The organism is Limnobaculum zhutongyuii (genome assembly GCF_004295645.1).
In the GTDB taxonomy this organism is placed as follows: Bacteria; Pseudomonadota; Gammaproteobacteria; order Enterobacterales; family Enterobacteriaceae; genus Limnobaculum; species Limnobaculum zhutongyuii.
Map to the genome: position 1 here is coordinate 2313455 of NZ_CP034752.1, position 20313 is coordinate 2333767.

At 46.0% G+C, this 20313-nt stretch carries 17 protein-coding genes; 6 read left to right on the forward strand and 11 right to left on the reverse strand.

The window, feature by feature from the left end; translation table 11 throughout:
- The first annotated feature begins 137 nt into the window (after nt 1–137).
- Entirely contained in the window at nt 138–2777 is a 2640-nt protein-coding gene (locus tag EKN56_RS10205) for a hypothetical protein (RefSeq protein ID WP_130591682.1), read from the forward strand.
- Nucleotides 2778–2897: 120 nt separating this feature from the next.
- Here the strand turns inward: EKN56_RS10205 and EKN56_RS10210 are convergent, their stop codons facing one another.
- Together EKN56_RS10210 and uvrB are read right to left on the reverse strand one after the other, a co-directional pair.
- A complete protein-coding gene (locus EKN56_RS10210) occupies nt 2898–3443 on the reverse strand; it encodes a CbrC family protein (protein WP_130591683.1) in 546 nt (181 codons plus the stop codon).
- A 96-nt stretch (nt 3444–3539) separates the two neighbouring features.
- Nucleotides 3540–5561, reverse strand: coding sequence for an excinuclease ABC subunit UvrB (gene uvrB / locus EKN56_RS10215; protein ID WP_130591685.1), 2022 nt, complete (start codon nt 5559–5561; stop codon nt 3540–3542).
- Between the two features lie 890 nt (nt 5562–6451).
- Between uvrB and EKN56_RS10220 the strand changes: the two genes are divergently transcribed.
- The gene (locus EKN56_RS10220; protein ID WP_130591686.1) at nt 6452–7276 is read left to right on the forward strand and encodes a pyridoxal phosphatase; all 825 of its coding nucleotides are present in this window, start codon (nt 6452–6454) and stop codon (nt 7274–7276) included.
- A gap of 366 nt (nt 7277–7642) precedes the next feature.
- Here EKN56_RS10220 and modC read toward each other — a convergent pair whose 3' ends face one another.
- From modC to EKN56_RS10240, 4 genes are all read right to left on the reverse strand, one after another.
- Nucleotides 7643–8710, reverse strand: coding sequence for a molybdenum ABC transporter ATP-binding protein ModC (modC, locus tag EKN56_RS10225; RefSeq protein WP_130591687.1), 1068 nt, complete (start codon nt 8708–8710; stop codon nt 7643–7645).
- The gene (modB, locus tag EKN56_RS10230; protein WP_130591688.1) at nt 8710–9399 is read right to left on the reverse strand and encodes a molybdate ABC transporter permease subunit; all 690 of its coding nucleotides are present in this window, start codon (nt 9397–9399) and stop codon (nt 8710–8712) included. The genes modC and modB overlap by 1 nt, the downstream gene beginning before the upstream one ends.
- Complete coding sequence (modA, locus tag EKN56_RS10235) at nt 9396–10169, reverse strand: molybdate ABC transporter substrate-binding protein (RefSeq protein ID WP_130591689.1); 774 nt, start codon at nt 10167–10169, stop codon at nt 9396–9398. The genes modB and modA overlap by 4 nt, the downstream gene beginning before the upstream one ends.
- 217 nt (nt 10170–10386) lie before the next feature.
- Complete coding sequence (locus EKN56_RS10240) at nt 10387–10530, reverse strand: AcrZ family multidrug efflux pump-associated protein (protein WP_130591691.1); 144 nt, start codon at nt 10528–10530, stop codon at nt 10387–10389.
- 194 nt (nt 10531–10724) lie between these two features.
- Here EKN56_RS10240 and modE point away from each other — a divergent pair, with 194 nt between their 5' ends.
- Nucleotides 10725–11510 carry a molybdenum-dependent transcriptional regulator gene (gene modE / locus EKN56_RS10245; protein ID WP_130591693.1) on the forward strand — a complete coding sequence of 262 codons (786 nt, stop codon included), beginning with the start codon at nt 10725–10727 and terminating at the stop codon, nt 11508–11510.
- Between the two features lie 78 nt (nt 11511–11588).
- Here the strand turns inward: modE and EKN56_RS10250 are convergent, their stop codons facing one another.
- The 5 genes from EKN56_RS10250 to xapA form a co-directional block, all read right to left on the reverse strand.
- Complete coding sequence (locus tag EKN56_RS10250) at nt 11589–12482, reverse strand: LysR family transcriptional regulator (RefSeq protein ID WP_130593666.1); 894 nt, start codon at nt 12480–12482, stop codon at nt 11589–11591.
- 87 nt (nt 12483–12569) lie between these two features.
- Entirely contained in the window at nt 12570–13340 is a 771-nt protein-coding gene (gene deoC / locus EKN56_RS10255) for a deoxyribose-phosphate aldolase (protein WP_130591695.1), read from the reverse strand.
- Nucleotides 13341–13360: 20 nt separating this feature from the next.
- Nucleotides 13361–13519 carry a XapX domain-containing protein gene (locus tag EKN56_RS10260; RefSeq protein ID WP_130591696.1) on the reverse strand — a complete coding sequence of 53 codons (159 nt, stop codon included), beginning with the start codon at nt 13517–13519 and terminating at the stop codon, nt 13361–13363.
- 106 nt (nt 13520–13625) lie between these two features.
- The gene (locus EKN56_RS10265) at nt 13626–14882 is read right to left on the reverse strand and encodes a nucleoside permease (RefSeq protein WP_130591697.1); all 1257 of its coding nucleotides are present in this window, start codon (nt 14880–14882) and stop codon (nt 13626–13628) included.
- Between the two features lie 116 nt (nt 14883–14998).
- Nucleotides 14999–15832 (reverse strand): xanthosine phosphorylase, encoded by an 834-nt coding sequence (gene xapA / locus EKN56_RS10270; RefSeq protein ID WP_130591698.1) that lies wholly within the window; start codon nt 15830–15832, stop codon nt 14999–15001.
- A 222-nt stretch (nt 15833–16054) separates the two neighbouring features.
- Here xapA and EKN56_RS10275 point away from each other — a divergent pair, with 222 nt between their 5' ends.
- From EKN56_RS10275 to modF, 3 genes are all read left to right on the forward strand, one after another.
- Nucleotides 16055–17284: a phosphopentomutase gene (locus EKN56_RS10275; protein ID WP_130591700.1), complete on the forward strand. Its 1230-nt coding sequence runs from the start codon at nt 16055–16057 to the stop codon at nt 17282–17284.
- 502 nt (nt 17285–17786) lie between these two features.
- Nucleotides 17787–18551 (forward strand): nucleoside-specific channel-forming Tsx family protein, encoded by a 765-nt coding sequence (locus EKN56_RS10280; RefSeq protein WP_130591702.1) that lies wholly within the window; start codon nt 17787–17789, stop codon nt 18549–18551.
- A 258-nt stretch (nt 18552–18809) separates the two neighbouring features.
- Entirely contained in the window at nt 18810–20312 is a 1503-nt protein-coding gene (gene modF, locus EKN56_RS10285) for a molybdate ABC transporter ATP-binding protein ModF (protein WP_130591704.1), read from the forward strand.
- The last annotated feature ends 1 nt before the right edge of the window (nt 20313 follow it).

Consider the following 20313-nt stretch of genomic DNA (forward strand, 5'->3'; position numbering starts at 1 on the left):
CCTAAAGCTTAAATAATTAACAGAGTAAATATAACGTTATGGAACTAGTAAAGTATCCTGTGACGCTATATGCTGAATACGCTTACGAATCACGCAGTTAACTACAACGCTTGTTAGCTTTTCTATGAGGCACAATTATGTTTCTCTCACGTTCTTACCGCTTAACTGCTTTACTGCTTGGCCTGTCCCTTTTTGCCGCCATACCGGTTCAGGCAGCAAAAACAACGCCTGCATTGGATCAAAACACCAGTGCACAAACAGCCCCCTGGCCACATAGCTATACCATCGACAAAATACCTGTCACTTTCTATCAACCGCAATTAGATAGCCTGGAAGGAAATACTCTGAAAGGGCGTCTGGCAATCTCAGTGAGTAAGGGTTCTGTCACTGATAAAAGTGGTAAGAAAAGAGCACAGCTGGATTATGGCGTGGTCTGGTTTTCAGCGCTGATTGATACCAATACTGCAGCCCGAACCGCACAGCTGCATGATATCAGCATTGATAAAGTCAGCTTCCCAACTGCATCGGATAAACAAAACGACTATCTGGCATTAGTAAAAAAAGCACTACCGCAGAAAAACCTGATGGTTAATCTGGATCAGATAGAAGCCTCACTGGCAATCAATCAGGCTGAAAACCAGCAGGTTGGCATCGCAGTAGATAATAAACCACCTCAAATTATTTTCTCTCTCACGCCTGCACTGTTAGTGCTGATTGACGGTGAACCGGTGACTAAACCTACCTCCATTGAAAGTATCAACCGGGTGATAAATACGCGTTCATTACTGCTGGAAAAGGACAGCCGCTGGTATCTCTATTTTGCCAGTCACTGGATGTCAGCCGCTAAACTGGATGGCAACTGGCAGCCGCTGACCACTATTCCCGATGGTTTTATACAAGTAATGCAGGAAGCGGTTAAAGCTAAAGCAGTGGACGTGATGGATAAACCCTGCGATGTGATGAAAAAATCATTAGCCGAAGGGAAATACCCTGCTATCTATACCGCAACCACACCAACAGAGTTAATTACGGTTGATGGCGATCCACAATTCGCTCCGATTGAAAATACCGCATTGATGTATGTAACCAATACCAGCGGTGATGTGTTTGTTGATTCAGCAACCAATAATGCCTGGTATATTTTACTGTCCGGTCGTTGGTTTACATCGGACTCCACTAAAGGCCCCTGGAGCTATGTTCCCGGTGAAAAGTTACCGGTAGATTTCGCCAAAATACCATCATTGAGTGCAAAAAGTGCGGTGCTGGCTTCAATTCCGGGAACCCCTGAAGCGAAAGAATCGCTGATTGCTAACTCAATCCCACAAACCGCCAGCATCAATATTCAGCAGGCAAAACTCAACGTCAGCTATGACGGAGGTAAAGCACAGTTTAAGTCAATTGATGGCACGACTCTTCACTATGCCGTTAATAGCGCTCTGCCAGTTATTGAGGTGAGTTCTAATCAGTTCTACGCCGTACAGAATGGTATTTGGTTTACCGCAGCTTCATCAAGCGGGCCTTGGGCAGTGGCACTGTCGGTTCCGGCAATAATCTATACCATCCCGGCTTCATCACCGGTTCACTATGTTACTTATGTTCATGTATATGGACATACCACCAGCGTAGTGTATGTCGGTTATACCCCGGGTTATTACGGAACAGTGGTCAGTAATAATGTAGTGGTCTATGGTACCGGTTATCCTTGCAATGCCTGGGTTGGTAACGTTTGGTATGGTTGCCCTGCCACTTATGGTTACAACGCTGCTTTTGGTTATGATCCTTACGTTGGCTGGTCCGTTGGCTTTATTGCCGGGTGGGCATGGGCTTCCGCCTGGTATGGCCCATCATGGGGCCCATGGTACGACTGGGATGGGCCAACACCATGGTATAATGGCCCTTCTGTCGCCATCAGTAATGTATATGGTCGCTGGGGAAATACGGTTGCTCAGGGTGTTCGTACCGACTGGTCTAATCCATGGACAGGAAACTACGGCACGGGAGCCAGAGGCAGCTTCTACAATCAGGCCACCGGCACTCATGGCTACGGTTATGCTGCGCGTAATACCAATGACTACACCGGAATAAAATCAGGGGTGGCAGGTAACGTTCGCTATAACCCACAAACTGGCAGAGCCGTGGCTTCTCATGGCGCAGCTATTGCCAATCCAGATACCGGAAACGCCATTGCTGCTAACAACAGAACCAGTGTCAATGCACGTACAGGTCGCGTAACTGACAGCGCTCACGTTGCCACCCGCACCGATCAGGGTGCAACTTCCGCCCGTGCATTTAATAGCCAGGGCATAGCCGGTAATGCTCATGGTTCAGGCTATGTGCATTATGATGCCAGCACCGGTCAAATTACCCACGGTGGACATGTCAATACCGATAATGGCTTCTACGCCGGCAAAGACGGTCATGTTTATCGCTATGATAAGGGGCAAGGTTGGCAGCAGGTTCAGTCAAACGGTCAGCTTAAACAGGTCACACCACCGTCTAATGCCGGTGTAGATCGCGACCAACTGGCCCGTACCCGCGCGAATCAACGCACAGAAGATCGCAGCTTCTCCTCTTCTACTGATATTAACCGGGATAGCATCCAACAAAACCGACAAGATCGCCTTCAGAATCGTAATCAAAACTTTGATGGCAGTCGTCTAGGTGGCGGACAATTTCAGGGTGGAGGAAATCGCATGGAGAATATGCACCAGTTCGATCGCGGAAATCTGTCTCATGGATTCCAGGGCCGGGTTGGCGGATTCCGGCATTTTAGATAGCGCAATAGATAAAGGCGGCCAACAGGCCGCCTTTATAGATAATCAAACTAAGTCGGGAATCGTATTTATTGCGCTTCTGATATATTCGAATACAACTACCGCTTATTCACGTCGAAAACATCAGTCACAGTCTTGATAACCGCCTAACTCACCACATTTAGTACATCGAAATAGATATGCCGTGGGCGAACCATCTTTGTCTAACGCTGAAAAAAAACGATCCCATTCAGGGCCATCTGACAATCCGGTTGAGTCTTGAATTGCAACAATCGCTTGAGGGCCAAACGCTGTTAACTCTTTTTGACCAACCCGCCCAATAAACTGAGCCGCATCGCCACAGTGAGTCCACCACTGTTCCTGTTGCCAGCCGGAGAAACCAGGAGTACGAAATGCCACCTCTTCTACAACCTCATCAGGTACATCATCCCAATCACCATAGCCACCAATTCCACTCTCATCGGTGAAGCTCACCTCTAATTTCTCGTGTGCGGAACCATCACTGATGCACCAGGGACACAGGCATTCTTCATAGTCTTCAACGGCATAAGCAGGGCCCGTATAAATATAGCCCCGAGCCTGACCACAGCAAATACATTCAGCCTCAGATTGAATAACACTGCCGGTCTCAAGCGGATCAGGATGATATTTAAAAATTGGAAACGACATTTTTTCTCCTGAATCGGTTATATAAGCTTTATTGTTCAACGGCGTAATCATACCATCGAAACAGCCTCTAAGCCGATTTTCAATAATACTCAACAATTACGATATGGCGATAAACTGCTCTCGCAATTTTTGTAACTGATCCCGTAACTGAGCGGCATCTTCAAATTCAAGATTCTGCGCATGCTGATACATTTTGCCTTCCAACTCGCGGATCTTTTTATCCAATGCCTGTGGTGTCAGTGCAGTGTAATCTGCCTCTGGCTCTGCCGCTTTCTTCTTACCACGGCCCTTGGCATGTTTCAGCGTACCCAGTCCCTGACCCAGTTCCAGAATATCCTCAATCGATTTATTCAATCCTTGCGGAACAATTCCGTTAGCCTCGTTATAAGCTATTTGCCGCGCTCTGCGACGTTCTGTTTCATCAATAGCCTTAGCCATCGAGTTAGTGACTCTATCGCCGTAGAGAATCGCTTTGCCGTTTAGATTACGTGCCGCACGACCAATGGTCTGTATTAGTGAACGTTCAGAACGCAGAAACCCTTCTTTATCCGCATCCAGAATCGCCACTAATGAAACCTCAGGCATATCCAGCCCTTCCCGCAGCAAGTTGATCCCTACCAGTACATCAAACTCACCTAAACGCAGATCGCGGATGATCTCGACTCGCTCAACAGTATCAATATCCGAGTGCAAATAACGTACACGCTCTCCATGCTCTTCCAGATATTCGGTTAAATCCTCGGCCATCCGTTTGGTTAAGGTAGTGACCAGTACCCGTTCGTTCTTCTCCACCCGAATACGAATCTCAGACAATAAGTCATCCACCTGAGTAGCCACAGGACGAACTTCAATCAGCGGATCCAACAACCCCGTAGGACGCACGACCTGATCGATAACTTCACCGCCGGATTTCTCCAGTTCGTAATTTCCTGGGGTAGCGGACACATAGATAGTCTGCGGAGCCAATTGTTCAAATTCTTCAAATCGCAATGGACGGTTGTCCAACGCTGAAGGTAAACGGAAACCGTATTCCACCAGCGTCTCTTTACGCGCCCGGTCACCGCGATACATACCGCCTAGCTGAGGCACCGTTACGTGTGATTCGTCAATGACCAGCAAACCATCCGCCGGTAAATAATCAAACAGCGTTGGAGGCGGAGCCCCTTCTCCTCTCCCTGATAAATAACGCGAATAGTTTTCAATGCCAGAGCAATAACCCAGTTCATTCATCATCTCTATATCAAATTGAGTTCGTTGACTGAGTCGCTGTTCTTCAACCAGTTTGTCATTTGCCAGCAATACCCGACGGCGATCCGCCAGTTCAACTTTGATGCCCTCAATAGCTTCCAGTATGCGTTCCCGCGGGGTGACATAGTGAGTTTTAGGATAGATAGTGAAACGGGGAACCACTTGCTGAACCTGTCCGGTTAGCGGGTCAAAAACCGACAGGCGCTCCACTTCATCATCAAACAGTTCAATACGCAGGGCATATTCGTCTGATTCCGCCGGGAAGATATCAATCACTTCACCACGCACCCTGAAAGTACTGCGCTGAAATACCTGATCGTTACGGGTGTATTGTAATTCGGCCAGACGTTGCAGAATCGAACGTTGATCGATAATCATGCCGCGCGTCAGATGCAACATCATTTTCAGATAGGCATCCGGATCGCCCAAACCATAGATAGCGGAAACCGAAGCCACCAGCACCACGTCACGTCTTTCCAACAAAGCTTTAGTCGCCGACAGCCGCATCTGTTCAATATGTTCGTTAATCGATGCGTCTTTCTCAATGAAAGTATCTGAGCTGGGAACGTAAGCTTCCGGCTGGTAATAGTCATAGTAAGAGACGAAATACTCCACTGCATTCTCAGGAAAGAAGGCTTTCATCTCGCCATATAGCTGAGCCGCCAGCGTCTTATTCGGCGCCAGAATCATGGTGGGCCTTTCCAACTGAGCAATCACGTTAGCAATGGTAAAGGTTTTACCGGAGCCGGTTACCCCAAGTAGCGTTTGGTGAGCTAATCCATCTTCTAACCCTTCAGCCAACCGCCTGATAGCCTCGGGTTGATCGCCTGCGGGTTGAAAAGCAGAATTTAATTTGAATGTTTTACTCATGATTCACGCTACCTGAATTAAAAGATTAGCTATCTGAAAATAAAGTTCGATAAAGATCGCAATTTCTATTATGTGGAGCTGGACAGTTTTTTACCACTTCCATTATACTGTATATTAAACCAGTAAAAAACCTCATTTGAATAACTGTTTAATTTTAAAACAACTATTGCTCCAATAGACCGGGTATATCGATAAGGGCTAATAGTCAAGTTATAGAAATGTAATTTATCCCCAAGAACGTGTTGACATTTCTCAAATCAACGCATTTTTTCAGTCATATCCACTGAAGCATTTGATGTCCAATATTGGCCTCTTGATTTTAGCTAACTTAATGATAAAAAACATTTTTTAACTGGCATCGAGAATGCAAACAAAAACTGGAAAAGCCGCATCAGGGCTGGGATGAGATGATTTTTCTAACGGTAATACACAAGGTTATCCACAGGAATGGTGGATAAGTAAAATTTTCCTACTAATACTGCTGCATTGCGTCCGGTGTCTTTTTTAGAAACTCAGTTAAAAACATTCCTTCTGAAAATTTTTTTATCCTGTTTACCAGCGATTTATTCTTAAAAATAATTGAAAAAAAATTTTACAGCCGCACTTTTGAGTGCAGATTTCACTTGCTACATCCTTCTTTCTTCTCAGAATAAAGATCTCTGTTATTTACCCTAAACTTTCGTCTTATTCCTCTAAAAGTTACGATCGAGCTATGTTCTGAGCCACTAAGTAAATTCGCCACCGGTTATAGTACCCAGGTATGGTTACGGAAATGTTACACCGCATCAACAAAAAGAGTCGGCAATAAACTTTGATAATATGCTGGTTTTATGCTCGAATTGAGCTTTCCGCTCCCTCCTATCACGTTAACAGCAGACAATATAGCCACCATGAAATATCAGATTATTGCTCTCGACCTCGACGGTACTTTACTCAACTCACAAAAGCAGATTTTGCAGGAATCTCTCGATACTCTGGCCCTTGCGCGTCAACAAGGCGTTAAAGTGGTTATCGTTACCGGACGCCATCATGTCGCTATCCATCCTTTCTATCAGGCTCTGCAACTGGATACTCCCGCAATTTGCTGTAACGGTACTTATACCTATCACTACCAAAAGCAGCAGGTACTCTCCGGAACGCCGCTAACCAAATCACAGGCAACCCGCGTCGCTCAACTATTACGTAATCATCCAATTCAAAGCCTGATGTATATTGATAACGCCATGACCTTTGAGCAGAAAGATGACAGCATCGACCGCTGGTATGCCTGGGCCGCCCGCCTGCCGGAGAACCAGCGCCCTAATATGCTCCATGTGGATAAATTCGAAACCGCTATCGATCAGGCCAATAACGTATGGAAGTTTGCTACCTCCAGCGATGACGAAGATGCGCTTAATCACTTCAGTAAGCTGGTAGAAAAAGAGCTGGGACTGGCCTGTGAACGTTCATGGCATAACCAGATAGATTTGGCTCAACAAGGAAACAGCAAAGGCAACAGATTACGTGAGTGGGTTGAATCTCAGGGAATCAGCATGAACAACGTCATTGCATTCGGCGATAACCTGAACGACGTCAGCATGCTATCTCAGGCAGGATTAGGCGTCGCAATGGGCAACAGCAGCGACGAAGTAAAAATGCACGCCAATCTGGTAGCCGGAGAAAATGACACCCCTACCATCGCGAATATCATCCGCGAGCGTGTTTTGCAGCAGTAAATAGAAGAATGCATCATGAAAATGCCTCCCAATTGGAGGCATTATTAATCGATGACAATATCTGGCGGCTTAACATGTATGCTTAAAAATAGTCAATCGCCGGGAGGGGCTGCCGTGGGGGTCGACTTGGCGTAAGCCAACGACAAACAGGCAAAGCCTGTTTGAACAGCGCTAGCGCTGGCCCGAAGGGCAAAACACCTAAGGTGTTTTGTAACGGCCCGTAGGCAGACCAGGCCCGGAGCACTCTGTAGCTAAGTACAAATTGTCTGCCGACCGTACTCTCAGCCCATTTAAGCACCTTATTTTTACGGTCGGAATGTGCACAGGCGATGATTTATTAGATTAGACCTATTAAAAATTGCCTCATCACCACGCCTCACGACTAATCGACACCGCCTTAACCAACGCAAACAGCGACTGCCCCACTTCGATCTGTAACTCATCCCGAGCCCAGGGCGTAATCCTCGCCCAAATGGCGTGTTGACCTACCGACAGTTTCACATCAATACGATCGTCCGAAGCATAAATTTCTGTCACCTCAGCAGCCAGTACGTTACGAATACTGCTATCCTGCGGTTTAGTTAATGCTAAAGAGACATCTGCAGCATTAATGCGAATACGCAATCTTTGCCCCTGTGGTACATCCACCCGATTAACCCACAGGCACTGTTCGCCTAACGCCAATGCACTCATCGAATACTTATCATGTTGTTCCAACAAAGTCACATTCAGCACGCTGCTCTGCTCATCCTGCTGTAGCCATGGCGTCATTGCATCACTGGCCCATACGCTCTCCAGTTCCCCGGAGGCCCGCACTTTGCCGCTGTCCAGCACGATGACCTGTTCCGCCAGACGTAGAATCTCCTCCATACTGTGAGTCACATACAGAATAGGAATATTCACATCTTTAGCCAGACGTTCCAGATAAGGGATCAGTTCGCGTTTACGAGGGACATCCAGCGAGGCTAAAGGCTCATCCATCAACAGCAACTCAGGCGCGGTTAATAGAGCGCGACCGATGGCTACCCGCTGTTTTTCACCGCCGGATAAGGTGACAGGAAAACGTTTAAGCAAATGACCAATACCTAATAGTTCAACAATATCATCAAACTGGTGTTGCATTTGTGGTTGCATACCGTACTGTAGATTGCCTTTGGTGCTGTAATGAGGAAACAGACGTGCATCCTGAAACACATAACCAATACGGCGCTTTGCTGGCGGCAGATAAATTCCGCGGGAACAATCCACCAACACTCTATCGTTTAAAATAATTGCACCGCTGTCCGGACGCGTTAATCCACTGACAGCATTAATTAGTGAGGTTTTCCCTGCGCCAGACAGACCAAAAATTGCCGTAATGCCATCTCCGGGAACCTCAACCGAGATATCCATCTCCAGAGCACCCAGACGCTGTTTGAAATTGAGCTTTAACATCAGCCTTTCAGTCTCCGTTGACTCCAGCGCGCCAGCCATTCAGACATCAGCAACGATATTAACGACAGCAAAATCGCAATAATACACAAGCGAGCAGCATCCCCTTCAGCGCCAGGCGTTTCAATCAAGGTATACATCGCCAGAGGGATGGTTCGGGTTTCACCAGGGATATTAGAGACGAAAGTAATAGTAGCGCCAAACTCCCCCAGCGAACGGGCAAAGGCTAGCACCACCCCAGCCAACAGACCGGGAAAAGCCAGAGGTAAGGTTACGGTAAACAATACTCGCCAGAAACCGGCGCCCAACGTTCTGGCAGCCTGCTCCAGTTTGGTATCAACCGCTTCAAGCGCCAGGCGGATTGCCCTGACCATAAGGGGAAAGGCAATAACGGCAGAAGCAAAAGCCGCTCCACGCCAGCTAAAGGTAAAGCTAAAACCAAACCACTGATATAGCCATTCACCAATAATGCCTCTGCGACCAAAGCCAATTAGCAGTAAATAGCCAATAACAACGGGTGGTAACACCAGTGGGAGATGAATAATGCTGTCCAGTAATGCTTTGCCCGGAAACTGGCAACGAGCCAGAATCCAGGCAACAAAAATACCGACAGGTAAACTGAAGGCCACTGCCACTCCAGCCACTTTAAGGCTAAGTAGCAGGGCTTCTAACTCATATTGAGATAACATCATTTAGTACGTGGACTGAACCCATATTTTTCAAATACTGCTGAAGCTTCCGGTGTCGTCAGGTATTTAGCAAACTCTTGCACCGCTGGAGTTGAATGGTCTTTTACCGCAGCCATAGGATACTCTACCGGTAAGTGACTGTCGTCAGGGAAAATACCAACCATTTTTACTTTTTTACTGGCAACGGCATCAGAACCATAAACAATACCCAACGGTGCTTCTGCGCGCTCAACCAGCGCTAATGCTGCACGCACGTTGTTTGCACGAGCCATCTTTGGTGACAGTTGATCCCAAACGCCAAGGAAGGTTAATGCTTGTTTGGTATAGATACCGGCCGGAACGTGGTCAGGATCGCCTACCGCCAGACGTCCATCTTTCAGTAAAGATGACCAGTCGGTGACTTTGTTGACATTAACGTGTTTCAACTGGCTATCAAGTGGAGCAACCAGAACCAGATCGTTACCCAGCAACGTTACGCGAGTTTTATCCTCCATCAATTTCTTTTCAACCACGTAATCCATCCACTGCTGGTCAGCAGAGATGAACATATCTGCCGGAGCACCCTGTTCGATTTGACGAGCCAGCGTTGAAGAAGAAGCAAACGAGGAAGTCACCTCTACACCGCTCTTTTTCTTATAATCTGTTGCGATTTCTTCCAGTGCGTTAGTCAACGATGCAGCAGCAAATACGGTAATTTTTTCTGCCGCTGATGCGGTTTGTAGCAAAGTAGCAGCTAACAATCCAACCAGAGTAAGTTTCAGTTTGTTCTTCATTTCAGCCTCGTTATTTTATTGTCAATATTATCAGGCAATATTGCCCTTCGATATATAATGGAAAATATAACGTTTTCTTATTTGCTTGTCATCGACTGATGTTTGATTTATGAAAGAACTACCGAAAAGAGGTATCGCGGATACAAAAAACACCGGCCTGCATTTATCGCAGGCCGGTGTCATATAATATTCAGATTTGCACTAATCCCAACAGGGATCAGCTATTGCGGGTTTTGCTTGGGCCCAGTTTTGAGATAAAGTTAAACACTTCACCCAGACCGTAAATTAATCCCAAAATAATTGCCATCACCACGGGAACCATACAGGCGGCAAATACCAGGCTTTTTAATAATTCAAACATAAGTTCCTCATTTAACTATCCATGCTGACGCATGTTCGCAATGGTTTTATTACCAGCGGTATTAATCAATATAACACAGAGTTTATCAGCTATCTGCTGATAATTTTCATCTATCTGTGCTGCCTGGTAATTTGGCAGAATGAGAAAAATGAAGGACAATACCTTATGCCTTTACTAAACGGACCCTATACGCGATGAATGCTGAAATCTTACTTACCCTGAAATTACAAGGCCATCTGTTCGCTGACCCTCGCCGTATCGCTTTGCTCAAACAAATTGAACATACCGGTTCAATCAGTCAGGGTGCCAAGCTGGCTGAAATCAGTTATAAAAGCGCCTGGGATGCAGTCAATGAGATGAATAAGTTGACTGATAATCTGTTAGTAGAGCGTGCTACCGGCGGTAAAGGTGGTGGCGGAGCCCATTTGACCCCTTACGGTAAACGTCTGCTTCAACTGTATGACCTGCTGGAAAAAATACAGCAAAAAGCGTTCGATGTATTACAGGATGACTCCATGCCGCTGGACAGTCTGCTAGCCGCCATCGCCCGCTTTTCGTTACAAACCAGCGCCCGTAATCAGTTTTTCGGCACCATTCTCGACCAGCAACCAACCAATCAGCCGGACTGCATTACTCTGTTAATGAACGATGGCAAAACCGAGATTCATGCCTCCCTGACTCAACAAAGCATAAAACGTCTGCAGCTTAGTCAGGGAAAAGAAGTATTAGCGCTGATCAAAGCGCCACTGATCGATTTACACCAGCAACCCCCTGCCGTCAGTGATAACTGCCTGCGTAGTACAGTCACATCAGTGAACACCAGCGATCGCCGCTGCGAAGTATTACTACAGTTAGATGGAGGAGAGACCCTCTGCTCTACCATTTCCAATCAGCAGGCAAAGGCGCTGTCTGTTGCGACAGGACAAGTGCTATGGGCAACTTTTAGCGCAGAAAGCGTCATTATTGCTACGCTGTGCTAAACCGTCATCATACGCTTTAGCCCGTCAATTCAGGTGCCAATTCAGAGCGTTTAAATTGGCACCCGATAATAAGGCATTTTACGCTGAAACGACCTTTAGCTCATCGATCAGCCTTAGGGTTGTCGGCGTAATTTGTGACTCATCATAAACCACATACAAATCGGCAGGAATTCGCTCTTCCAGTGGCCGAAAAATCACCCCCGGCCAGTTCATCTGGGCATAACTGTCCGCGATCATTGTAACGCCTAATCCCATACTAATTAATGCCAGCACCGTTTGTGGTTCGACCGCCTCACGGACAATATAGGGAGAGAAACCTGCGTTATTACATATTTTTTGTAAAAAGGACCAATCCGAATGCACCGCAGGTAGCGTTACAAACGCTTCATTTCTTAACTCATGCAAAGGAATAGAGTTGTATCTGGCCAGACGATGTTCACTCGGTAAGGCCACCAAAAAAGACGCTTCTTGTAATCGCAGGCTGGTTAACCCTTGAGGGGGTATAGAAACCATACGCCAGATACCGGCATCGATTTCGTGGCGCTCCAGCATGGCCATCTGTATACCGGGGGATTTTTCACGAAAGATAATATCAACGGTAGGATTGGCTTTAATAAAATTATGCAAAATCGGTCTTAATCGTCCCCACAGCGCAGTACCAACAATACCTAATTCTATTCGCCCTCTTTCTCCCCTACCTATTTGCTCCACTCTGGCCAATGCCTGATTGGTTGCCGCCAGCAGATTACGCGTCTCTTCCATCAATACCTTTCCCGCATGGGTCAAGGCAACGCTGCGGGAATGACGAATAAACAGCATGGTTCCCAACTGGGCTTCCAGCTCCTTTATATGAATACTGAGCGGCGGCTGCGACATATTCAGGCGCACCGCCGCTTTGCCAAAATGAAGTTCTTCCGCTACCGCTAAAAAATAGCGCAATAGCTTCAGGTCAGTACGATAAACGCGTTCAATTGAATCCACACCGACTCCTGTCCTGGGTATTTATTATAGTTAGTTTATGTTACCGCCAGTCAGAACCTCATCATGACAAATTAAACATCAATAGCCATTTTGAGAGATAGCAGATTGTTTATCATCCAGCGTAGCCAATAAACTCGCCAACAGACTGGAAGCGCCAAAGCGAAAATGCGCGGGCGTTATCCATGCCTCTCCCAATAAACGGGCAGCAATAGCCAGATAAACTTGTGCTTCTTCTGCTGAACGAACGCCTCCGGCGGCTTTAAACCCACAGCGACCGCCTTTTTCAGCAATCACGCCAAGCATGATTTCTGCCGCCTCTGGCGTGGCATTAATCGATACTTTACCGGTTGAGGTTTTAATAAAATCAGCTCCGGCATCAATAGCAATGAGGGATGCCTGACGAATCAATTCTGGCGTTTTTAACTCGCCACTCTCAATGATCACTTTCAGTAATTTATCACCGCAGGCTGCTTTACAGGCAGCAACCAGATCGTAACCGATTTGAGTATCACCAGTCTGTAACGCACGCCACGGAAATACCACGTCAACTTCATCAGCACCGGCTGCAATAGCAGCCTTAGTTTCTCCCTCGGCTAATGCCACATCCGCCGCTCCGGTCGGAAAATTAGTGACGGTAGCTATCTGTACTTTAGATATCCCCTGCTCGCTTAAAGCACGACGCGCATCGGCAATAAAAGCCGGATAAACACAAACGGCTGCCGGATGGCCATGAGCCGTTTTGGCATTTTGACAAAGTTTATTGATAACCTCAGTGGTGTCATTATCGTTCAATGAGGTGAGGTCCATCAGATTCAGTGCCTGTCGGGCAATAGTTTTTAAATTTTGCATGTTGCTTGTTCCTTTATTTCTTATTGCATTAGCCATTTGATAGCCAGATAACCAATATACATGAAGACAATGGTCAACACTCCCGGCAGGACGTTAGGTGCCGGAATAGGAACCCGAAGAAATGTACACAGGGCACCTACGGCAAAACCCACTCCGGAAGATAATAGAATCTCTTTCATTGACTACTCCATTTACACACTGCTATTGCCCGACCGTCATGCTCAGGCCTGAAAAATTGAACAACTGAGAATATTGGCCCGTCGAAACGGGCCCTGTTTTCAGTATTTAGTGAGCGATACTGGTTTGAGCCAGTTTTTCTGGTTGATGCTTGTACTGGAAGGTAAAGAAGAAAACGACTGCCAGCAAAACCGCATAGGCTGCAAATACTAACCAGATGGTGTGCCAGTCTTTAACACCATCAACAGAGAAGTAATCCACGGCTTTACCACTCAGGATAGCCCCGACATAGGCACCTACGCCGTTGATCATGGTCATAAACAGCCCCTGAGCACTGGCCCGAATATCTGAGCTGACTTCCTGTTCAACAAACACCGAACCGGAAATATTGAAGAAATCAAAGGCGCAGCCATAAACGATCATTGACATCATCAGCAGAACAAAGCCCACTGGGGAGGGATCGCCATAGGCAAACAATCCAAAGCGCAGACACCAGGCCACCATGCTTAGCAACATGACGGTTTTAATACCAAAACGTTTAAGAAAGAACGGAATAGCCAGAATAAACAGCACTTCTGACATTTGCGAAACCGACAGCAAAATGGAAGGATACTTCACCACAAAACTGTCTTTAAACTCTGGATTCAGTGCAAAATCGTGCAGGAATGGACTACCGAAAGTATTGGTAATCTGCAATACCGCCCCTAACAGCATGGCAAACAGAAAGAACACCGCCATTCTTGGCTTTTTGAACAGTACAAAGGCATCCAGTCCCAGCATACTAACCCAGGTCTGATTTTGCTTTTTATTCGCCGTTGGAATGGAAGGTAAAGTTAATGAATAGGCCGCCAGCAGTAGTGATGCCCCTGAAGCGATATACAGCTGCATATTACTCAACTCAAGGCCCAACAGGCTAATGGTCCACATGGCGACAATAAAACCAATGGTGCCAAACACCCGAATTGGAGGGAAATTACTCACCGTATCCAATCCGGCCTTTTCCAGACAGTAATAAGAGATGGTATTGGATAACGCAATCGTTGGCATAAATGTCATGGCATTAATCAACATCACCCAAAACATCAGGCCAGGTTCGTTGATACTGGCGGCATAGAATAACGCGACCGCACACGCCAGATGACATAAGGTATAAACCCGGTTAGCCCTCATCCACTTGTCAGCAATAATACCAATCAGGCTTGGCATCAGTACCGCTGCCAAACCCTTAGTGCTATACACCACGCCAACTGATGCACCGTTAAAATGAAGCGTATTAATCATGTAGGAACCCAGCGTTACCAGCCAGCTTCCCCAAATGAAATACTGTAAAAACGACATGATTTTTAAACGATTTTTAATTCCCATGTTGTTTTTCCTTCCCGCCGTATGGCTGGCTTACCGCGGATAACACCGCGTTATGTAACATCACAGATAACTTCATTAGTACAGACATTCCTGTCTCCTTATGGATGTTCTCTGTTTTAAGCCAGCTTGCGTAAAAAACCGCAAATCAGGGTGATAAAGTTCTGGCGAGAAAGCTCGGCCGCTGCCAGCGTTTGAGCATGGGACAACGTCACCTTGCCTAACCCTTCCGCCAGATTGGTGATCGCCGATACCGCAACCACTTTCAACCCACAATGACGAGCGGAGATCACTTCAGGCACCACCGACATACCAACCACATCACCACCGATAATCTGCATCATGCGTATCTCTGCGGCGGTCTCAAAGTTAGGCCCCGGATAAGAGACAAAAACCCCTTCGGAGAGTGGAAAACCAGACTCTTTCGCTACCTGCTGAAGTACTGCGCGATAATCAGCATCATAGGCATTGGCCAGCGTGAAGAAGCGCTCACCAAAACGTTCATCATTCAAACCAACCATTGGCGTACCCGGCATGGTGTTAATATGGTCGTTCAGCGAAACCAGACTGCCCGGCTCAACTTCAGGCCGTAAAGAACCTGCGGCATTGGTTGAAAACAGCAACTCGCAACCCAACAGCTTAAAGGTGCGAATAGCATCGGTCATAATGGTCATACCACGACCTTCATAAAAGTGTCCGCGACCTTTCATACAGGCTACCGGGACGCCGGAAAGTGTTCCCAATACCAGCTCACCAGCATGGCCATGAACGGTACTAACCGGAAACCCTGGCAATTTTTCATAAGAGATAGCAACCGCATCTTCAATTTGTTCCGCCAACGCCCCCAAACCAGAACCTAAAATAAAAGCCACTCGGGGTGTAAAGTCTGGTTTATATTTACGAATAATGTCTGCAGCATAAAATGGATTTTGAGATAATTCTATTTGTGACATAACAGTTTTCCTCATTGATTGAGTTTTTTTAGTTTTTAATCGCAATAAAGCTTTTCTTTTTAATTCTGTTATTTATACCGACTGCTAAATCACTTTATCCAATATTGTTTTCCCACAAGATCAATACGGATTTAATATTGATTAAATTCACCCACGTTAATCAATTCCTGTTATATATAAATTTATATAATTTAACTGACTGAATTATTATTCGGAGATAATATGCGTGCGATTATTTTAATCATGGACTCCTTTGGCGTGGGAGCAACTCCCGACGCGGATACGTTTGGTGATACCGGTTCAGACACACTGGGGCACATTGCTGAATATTGTGCGACAGGCCGGGCAGAGCTGGGACGCCATGGCCCATTAAAATTACCTCATCTGGAACAGCTGGGATTGGGGCTGGCGGGTCAACTGGCTACCGGTAAATTACCCGCTGGATTTAATCAGAATCCGGTTATTTGCGCTGCCTATGGCGCAGCCAAAGAGGCTTCTTCCGGTAAAGATACCCCTTCAGGCCACTGGGAGCTGGCAGGCGTTCCGGTACGTTTTGATTGGGGTTACTTTAGTGAACCAACCAATACTTTTCCTCAAACTTTACTGGACAATCTGGTACGCAGAGCCAATCTGCCAGGCTATCTGGGGAACTGTCATTCATCCGGTACCGTAATTCTTGACCAGTATGCGCAAGAACATATGGCAACCGGTAAACCCATTTTCTATACCTCGGCAGATTCAGTTTTTCAGATCGCCTGTCATGAAGAAACCTTTGGTCTGGAACGTCTTTATCAACTGTGTGAAATCGCCCGTGAAGAGGTTGATCCTTATAATATTTGTCGGGTGATTGCCCGTCCGTTTGTCGGCGATGCCAACAGTGGTTTTACCCGCACCGGTAACCGTCACGATCTGGCGGTAGAGCCCCCGGCAGATACCGTATTGAAAAATCTGGTTGATGCAGGTGGTTCAGTAATGGCTATCGGTAAGATTTCCGATATCTATGCAGGCGTTGGCATTAGCCAAAAGATTAAAGCCAACGGTCTGGATGCCTTGTGGGACGCCACGTTAGAAGCCACCGCTCAGGACAATGATTTCAGCATTGTAATGACCAACTTTGTTGATTTTGACCAAAACTATGGTCATCGTCGTGATATTTCTGGTTATGCGGCAGCACTGGAACAGTTTGACCGTCGCCTGCCGGAACTTTATCCATTGTTACGTGATGACGATGTGGTGATTATCACCGCTGACCACGGTTGTGACCCAACCTGGCCGGGCACCGACCATACCCGTGAACACATTCCGGTTCTGGTTTATGGTAAGCAAGTACAAAACGGCAGTCTGGGAGTCAGAGAATCCTTTGTTGATATCGGCCAAAGTCTGGCCACCTGGTTTGAACTGCCGCTATTTAGTGAAGGCACCATTTTTCTGAGTAAGGCCCTCCCCCGATAACCATCTGTTTTAAAAAATTATTTCTAATCAACCCATAAATTAAGCTCAATAATTGGGACGTTTATATTGAACGTCCCGCTGTTATTTAATACTTAATTTATTTTAAATCTGTAAAGATTATTTATAAAATCGCTCTTCATTTAATTAACAAATTAATTACCTGTTACAACATCAAAACAATAATCGTTTCATTTTGAATTAGTCACCCGGTAATTTAATTATTGTTTGTCATTATATATTTTGACTTCCGTCACAGAAAATGAATTATCATTATTTCACATCAAATCATCCTGATTCAATTTATAATCACAATGGCCTGTTTTAAATAGGCTAATTACCATTCATATTAAAATTATATTGATAACCAAAAATTGAATATTGGTTTTAATTCTTTCCCCCCTTTAATAATACAGCGCCATCATTTTATTCCGGCATAACAACAATCAAATTCTATTCGGGATAACTTCCCAAATACGCTTATTGGACAAAGGGAATAACATTAATGAAAAAATATCTCTCCGGCATGGTTGCTCTTACCGCTGTTGCTGTCAGCCCCGTAACTCAGGCAGATTACCTGTGGGGTTTTGCTGATATCGGTATTCACTATCTTGACTGGACATCTCACACGACTCATCGAACCTCGAACAAATCCCATAAAGATGACTTTGCCTATCTGGAACTGGAAGGCGGCGCTGGTTTTACCTGGGGTGAAACCTATGGCTTTTTCGACTGGGAAAACCCTTTCAATGGTCGACACGACAAACCGGGTAGCGAGCAGCGTTACACCTTCAAAAACACCAATCGCATTTATCTTGGGGATACCGGTCTGAACCTCTACGGCCATGTCTATGGTACCTACGGTTCGCCAAACGGTAGAAACTTTCATGATGTTATGGCGCTTTATGGCTTAGGCTATAACGTGAAACTGGACCAGTTCTGGTTTAAGCCTTTTATTGCCAAGCGCTACACCGACCAAACCTATTACAGCGGCAATAACGGTTATGTCTTTGGTTGGGTAGCCGGATACGACTTTAACCTGTGGAACGAAAAGTTCGCACTGACTAACTGGACAGAATATGAGTTCGACCGTGCGGCGCGTTATGCCGCTGGTAACGGAGGTAAAGAAGGCACTAACGGTGCTGTTGCGCTCTGGTGGAAACCGAACCCATCCATCACTACCGGAGTCCAGTACCGTTATGCGGATAACAAACTGGGGGAAAGCTTCCTGCAAGACGGTATTATCTATTCGGTTAAATATAATTTCTAATCGGATTTTAGTTAATAAAAAGCCTGTGAGAGCTGGAATTCACAGGCTCATTCGCCAAAGATTACCCCTCAAAATTTATAATCTTCTATTCACATCGCATATTCCCCTATCCCTTCTAATAAAAAATTGCTGTTTAGCTAAAAAGCAGCACTTTATGTGGTGTCATTTGGCTTTTATTTTGAGATGCTAATAAACAGCTATAGTCACCTCATAGAAAATAATAAGAACTTACTGATATCTAAGTACAAAGGTCGTGATATGAAACAGTTAACTATTACTGATGGATGCTTCCGATTAAGCGATACCAAAACCCTGAGCCTATCAGCACTTACGTTAAATGAAGGAGAAAGCTGGGGTTTTGTTGGTTCTAACGGCAGTGGGAAATCGGCACTGGCCAGAGCCTTATCTGATGAACTAATCCTGCTTAACGGTTCCCGCCATAACAATTTTCAACATATTGTTCGCTTGTCATTTGAACAACTACAAAAAATTATTGAAGAAGAATGGCAGCGCAATAACACTGATCTATTAAGCGAAGGGGAAGATGACACCGGTCGAACCACCGCTGAACTCATTCAGTTAGAACATCATGATCAGGATAAATGCCAACAGCTGGCAGAAATGTTTGGTATCAGCCATCTGCTTAGCCGCCGGTTTAAATATCTTTCTACCGGAGAGACGCGCAAAACATTACTGTGTCAGGCGCTTATTTCCTCCCCTGACCTGTTGATTTTAGATGAACCATTCGATGGATTAGACGTAGCTTCGCGCCAGCAATTAGCCAATTTACTGGCGGAGCTATCGGCCAATGGGCTGACACTGGTACTGGTTCTGAATCGGTTTGACCAAATTCCCGACTTTATTACCCACGTTGGCGTTCTGGCGGATTGCCATCTGACCCGCATTGGTTCCCGCCAGGAAATCTTATCCGAAGCTCTGGTTGCCCAACTGGCACAAAGCGAACGGATAGCCGGCGTTTCTCTGCCTCCGCCTGAAACCATTACCGAACGAGCCTTTTCTACCGATACACCACTGATAACCTTAAATAATTGCCTGATAACCTATAACGACCGGCCTATTATTAATGGTCTTAACTGGCAGGTTAAACCCAATGAGCACTGGCAAATTGTTGGCCCTAACGGTGCAGGGAAATCGACCTTACTCAGTTTAATTACCGGCGATCATCCACAAGGATACAGCAACGATCTAACGCTGTTTGGTCGCCGTCGTGGCAGTGGTGAAACCATATGGGATATCAAAAAGCATATTGGCTATGTCAGCAGCAGCCTGCATCAGGACTATCGGGTTAGCGCCAGCGTACGTAATGTGATTCTTTCCGGCTATCTGGACTCTATTGGTATTTATCAGGCCACTTCCGATACTCAGGAAAAACTCACTCAGCAATGGCTGGATAGGCTAGGACTCAGCCAGCAGGCTGATAGCCCTTTTCACGCTCTGTCGTGGGGACAACAGCGATTAACCCTGATTGCCCGGGCGCTGGTAAAACATCCGACCTTGTTGATCCTTGATGAACCGCTGCAAGGTCTCGATCCACTCAATCGTCAGTTAGTCAGGCGCTGGATAGATGTGTTGATGAGTGAAGGCAACAGTCAATTGCTGTTTGTTTCCCATCATGCAGAAGATGCGCCTGAGTGCATTACTCATCGTCTGAGCTTTATTCCTACCGGCAATAGCTATGCTTATGCAATAGAACATCTGCCAGGTAGTGTTTCCTCGACTATGCTTAAAAATAGTGACTGAA

Bases quoted from the DNA above. Each gene is read 5' to 3' on its own strand.
- modF (WP_130591704.1), top strand. From the start codon at position 18,810: ATGAAACAGTTAACTATTACTGATGGATGCTTCCGATTAAGCGATACC.
- xapA (WP_130591698.1), bottom strand. From the start codon at position 15,832: ATGTCACAAATAGAATTATCTCAAAATCCATTTTATGCTGCAGACATT.
- EKN56_RS10275 (WP_130591700.1), top strand. From the start codon at position 16,055: ATGCGTGCGATTATTTTAATCATGGACTCCTTTGGCGTGGGAGCAACT.
- deoC (WP_130591695.1), bottom strand. From the start codon at position 13,340: ATGCAAAATTTAAAAACTATTGCCCGACAGGCACTGAATCTGATGGAC.
- EKN56_RS10260 (WP_130591696.1), bottom strand. From the start codon at position 13,519: ATGAAAGAGATTCTATTATCTTCCGGAGTGGGTTTTGCCGTAGGTGCC.
- modA (WP_130591689.1), bottom strand. From the start codon at position 10,169: ATGAAGAACAAACTGAAACTTACTCTGGTTGGATTGTTAGCTGCTACT.
- uvrB (WP_130591685.1), bottom strand. From the start codon at position 5,561: ATGAGTAAAACATTCAAATTAAATTCTGCTTTTCAACCCGCAGGCGAT.
- modB (WP_130591688.1), bottom strand. From the start codon at position 9,399: ATGATGTTATCTCAATATGAGTTAGAAGCCCTGCTACTTAGCCTTAAA.
- EKN56_RS10280 (WP_130591702.1), top strand. From the start codon at position 17,787: ATGAAAAAATATCTCTCCGGCATGGTTGCTCTTACCGCTGTTGCTGTC.
- modE (WP_130591693.1), top strand. From the start codon at position 10,725: ATGAATGCTGAAATCTTACTTACCCTGAAATTACAAGGCCATCTGTTC.
- modC (WP_130591687.1), bottom strand. From the start codon at position 8,710: ATGTTAAAGCTCAATTTCAAACAGCGTCTGGGTGCTCTGGAGATGGAT.
- EKN56_RS10265 (WP_130591697.1), bottom strand. From the start codon at position 14,882: ATGGGAATTAAAAATCGTTTAAAAATCATGTCGTTTTTACAGTATTTC.
- EKN56_RS10220 (WP_130591686.1), top strand. From the start codon at position 6,452: ATGAAATATCAGATTATTGCTCTCGACCTCGACGGTACTTTACTCAAC.
- EKN56_RS10240 (WP_130591691.1), bottom strand. From the start codon at position 10,530: ATGTTTGAATTATTAAAAAGCCTGGTATTTGCCGCCTGTATGGTTCCC.
- EKN56_RS10205 (WP_130591682.1), top strand. From the start codon at position 138: ATGTTTCTCTCACGTTCTTACCGCTTAACTGCTTTACTGCTTGGCCTG.
- EKN56_RS10210 (WP_130591683.1), bottom strand. From the start codon at position 3,443: ATGTCGTTTCCAATTTTTAAATATCATCCTGATCCGCTTGAGACCGGC.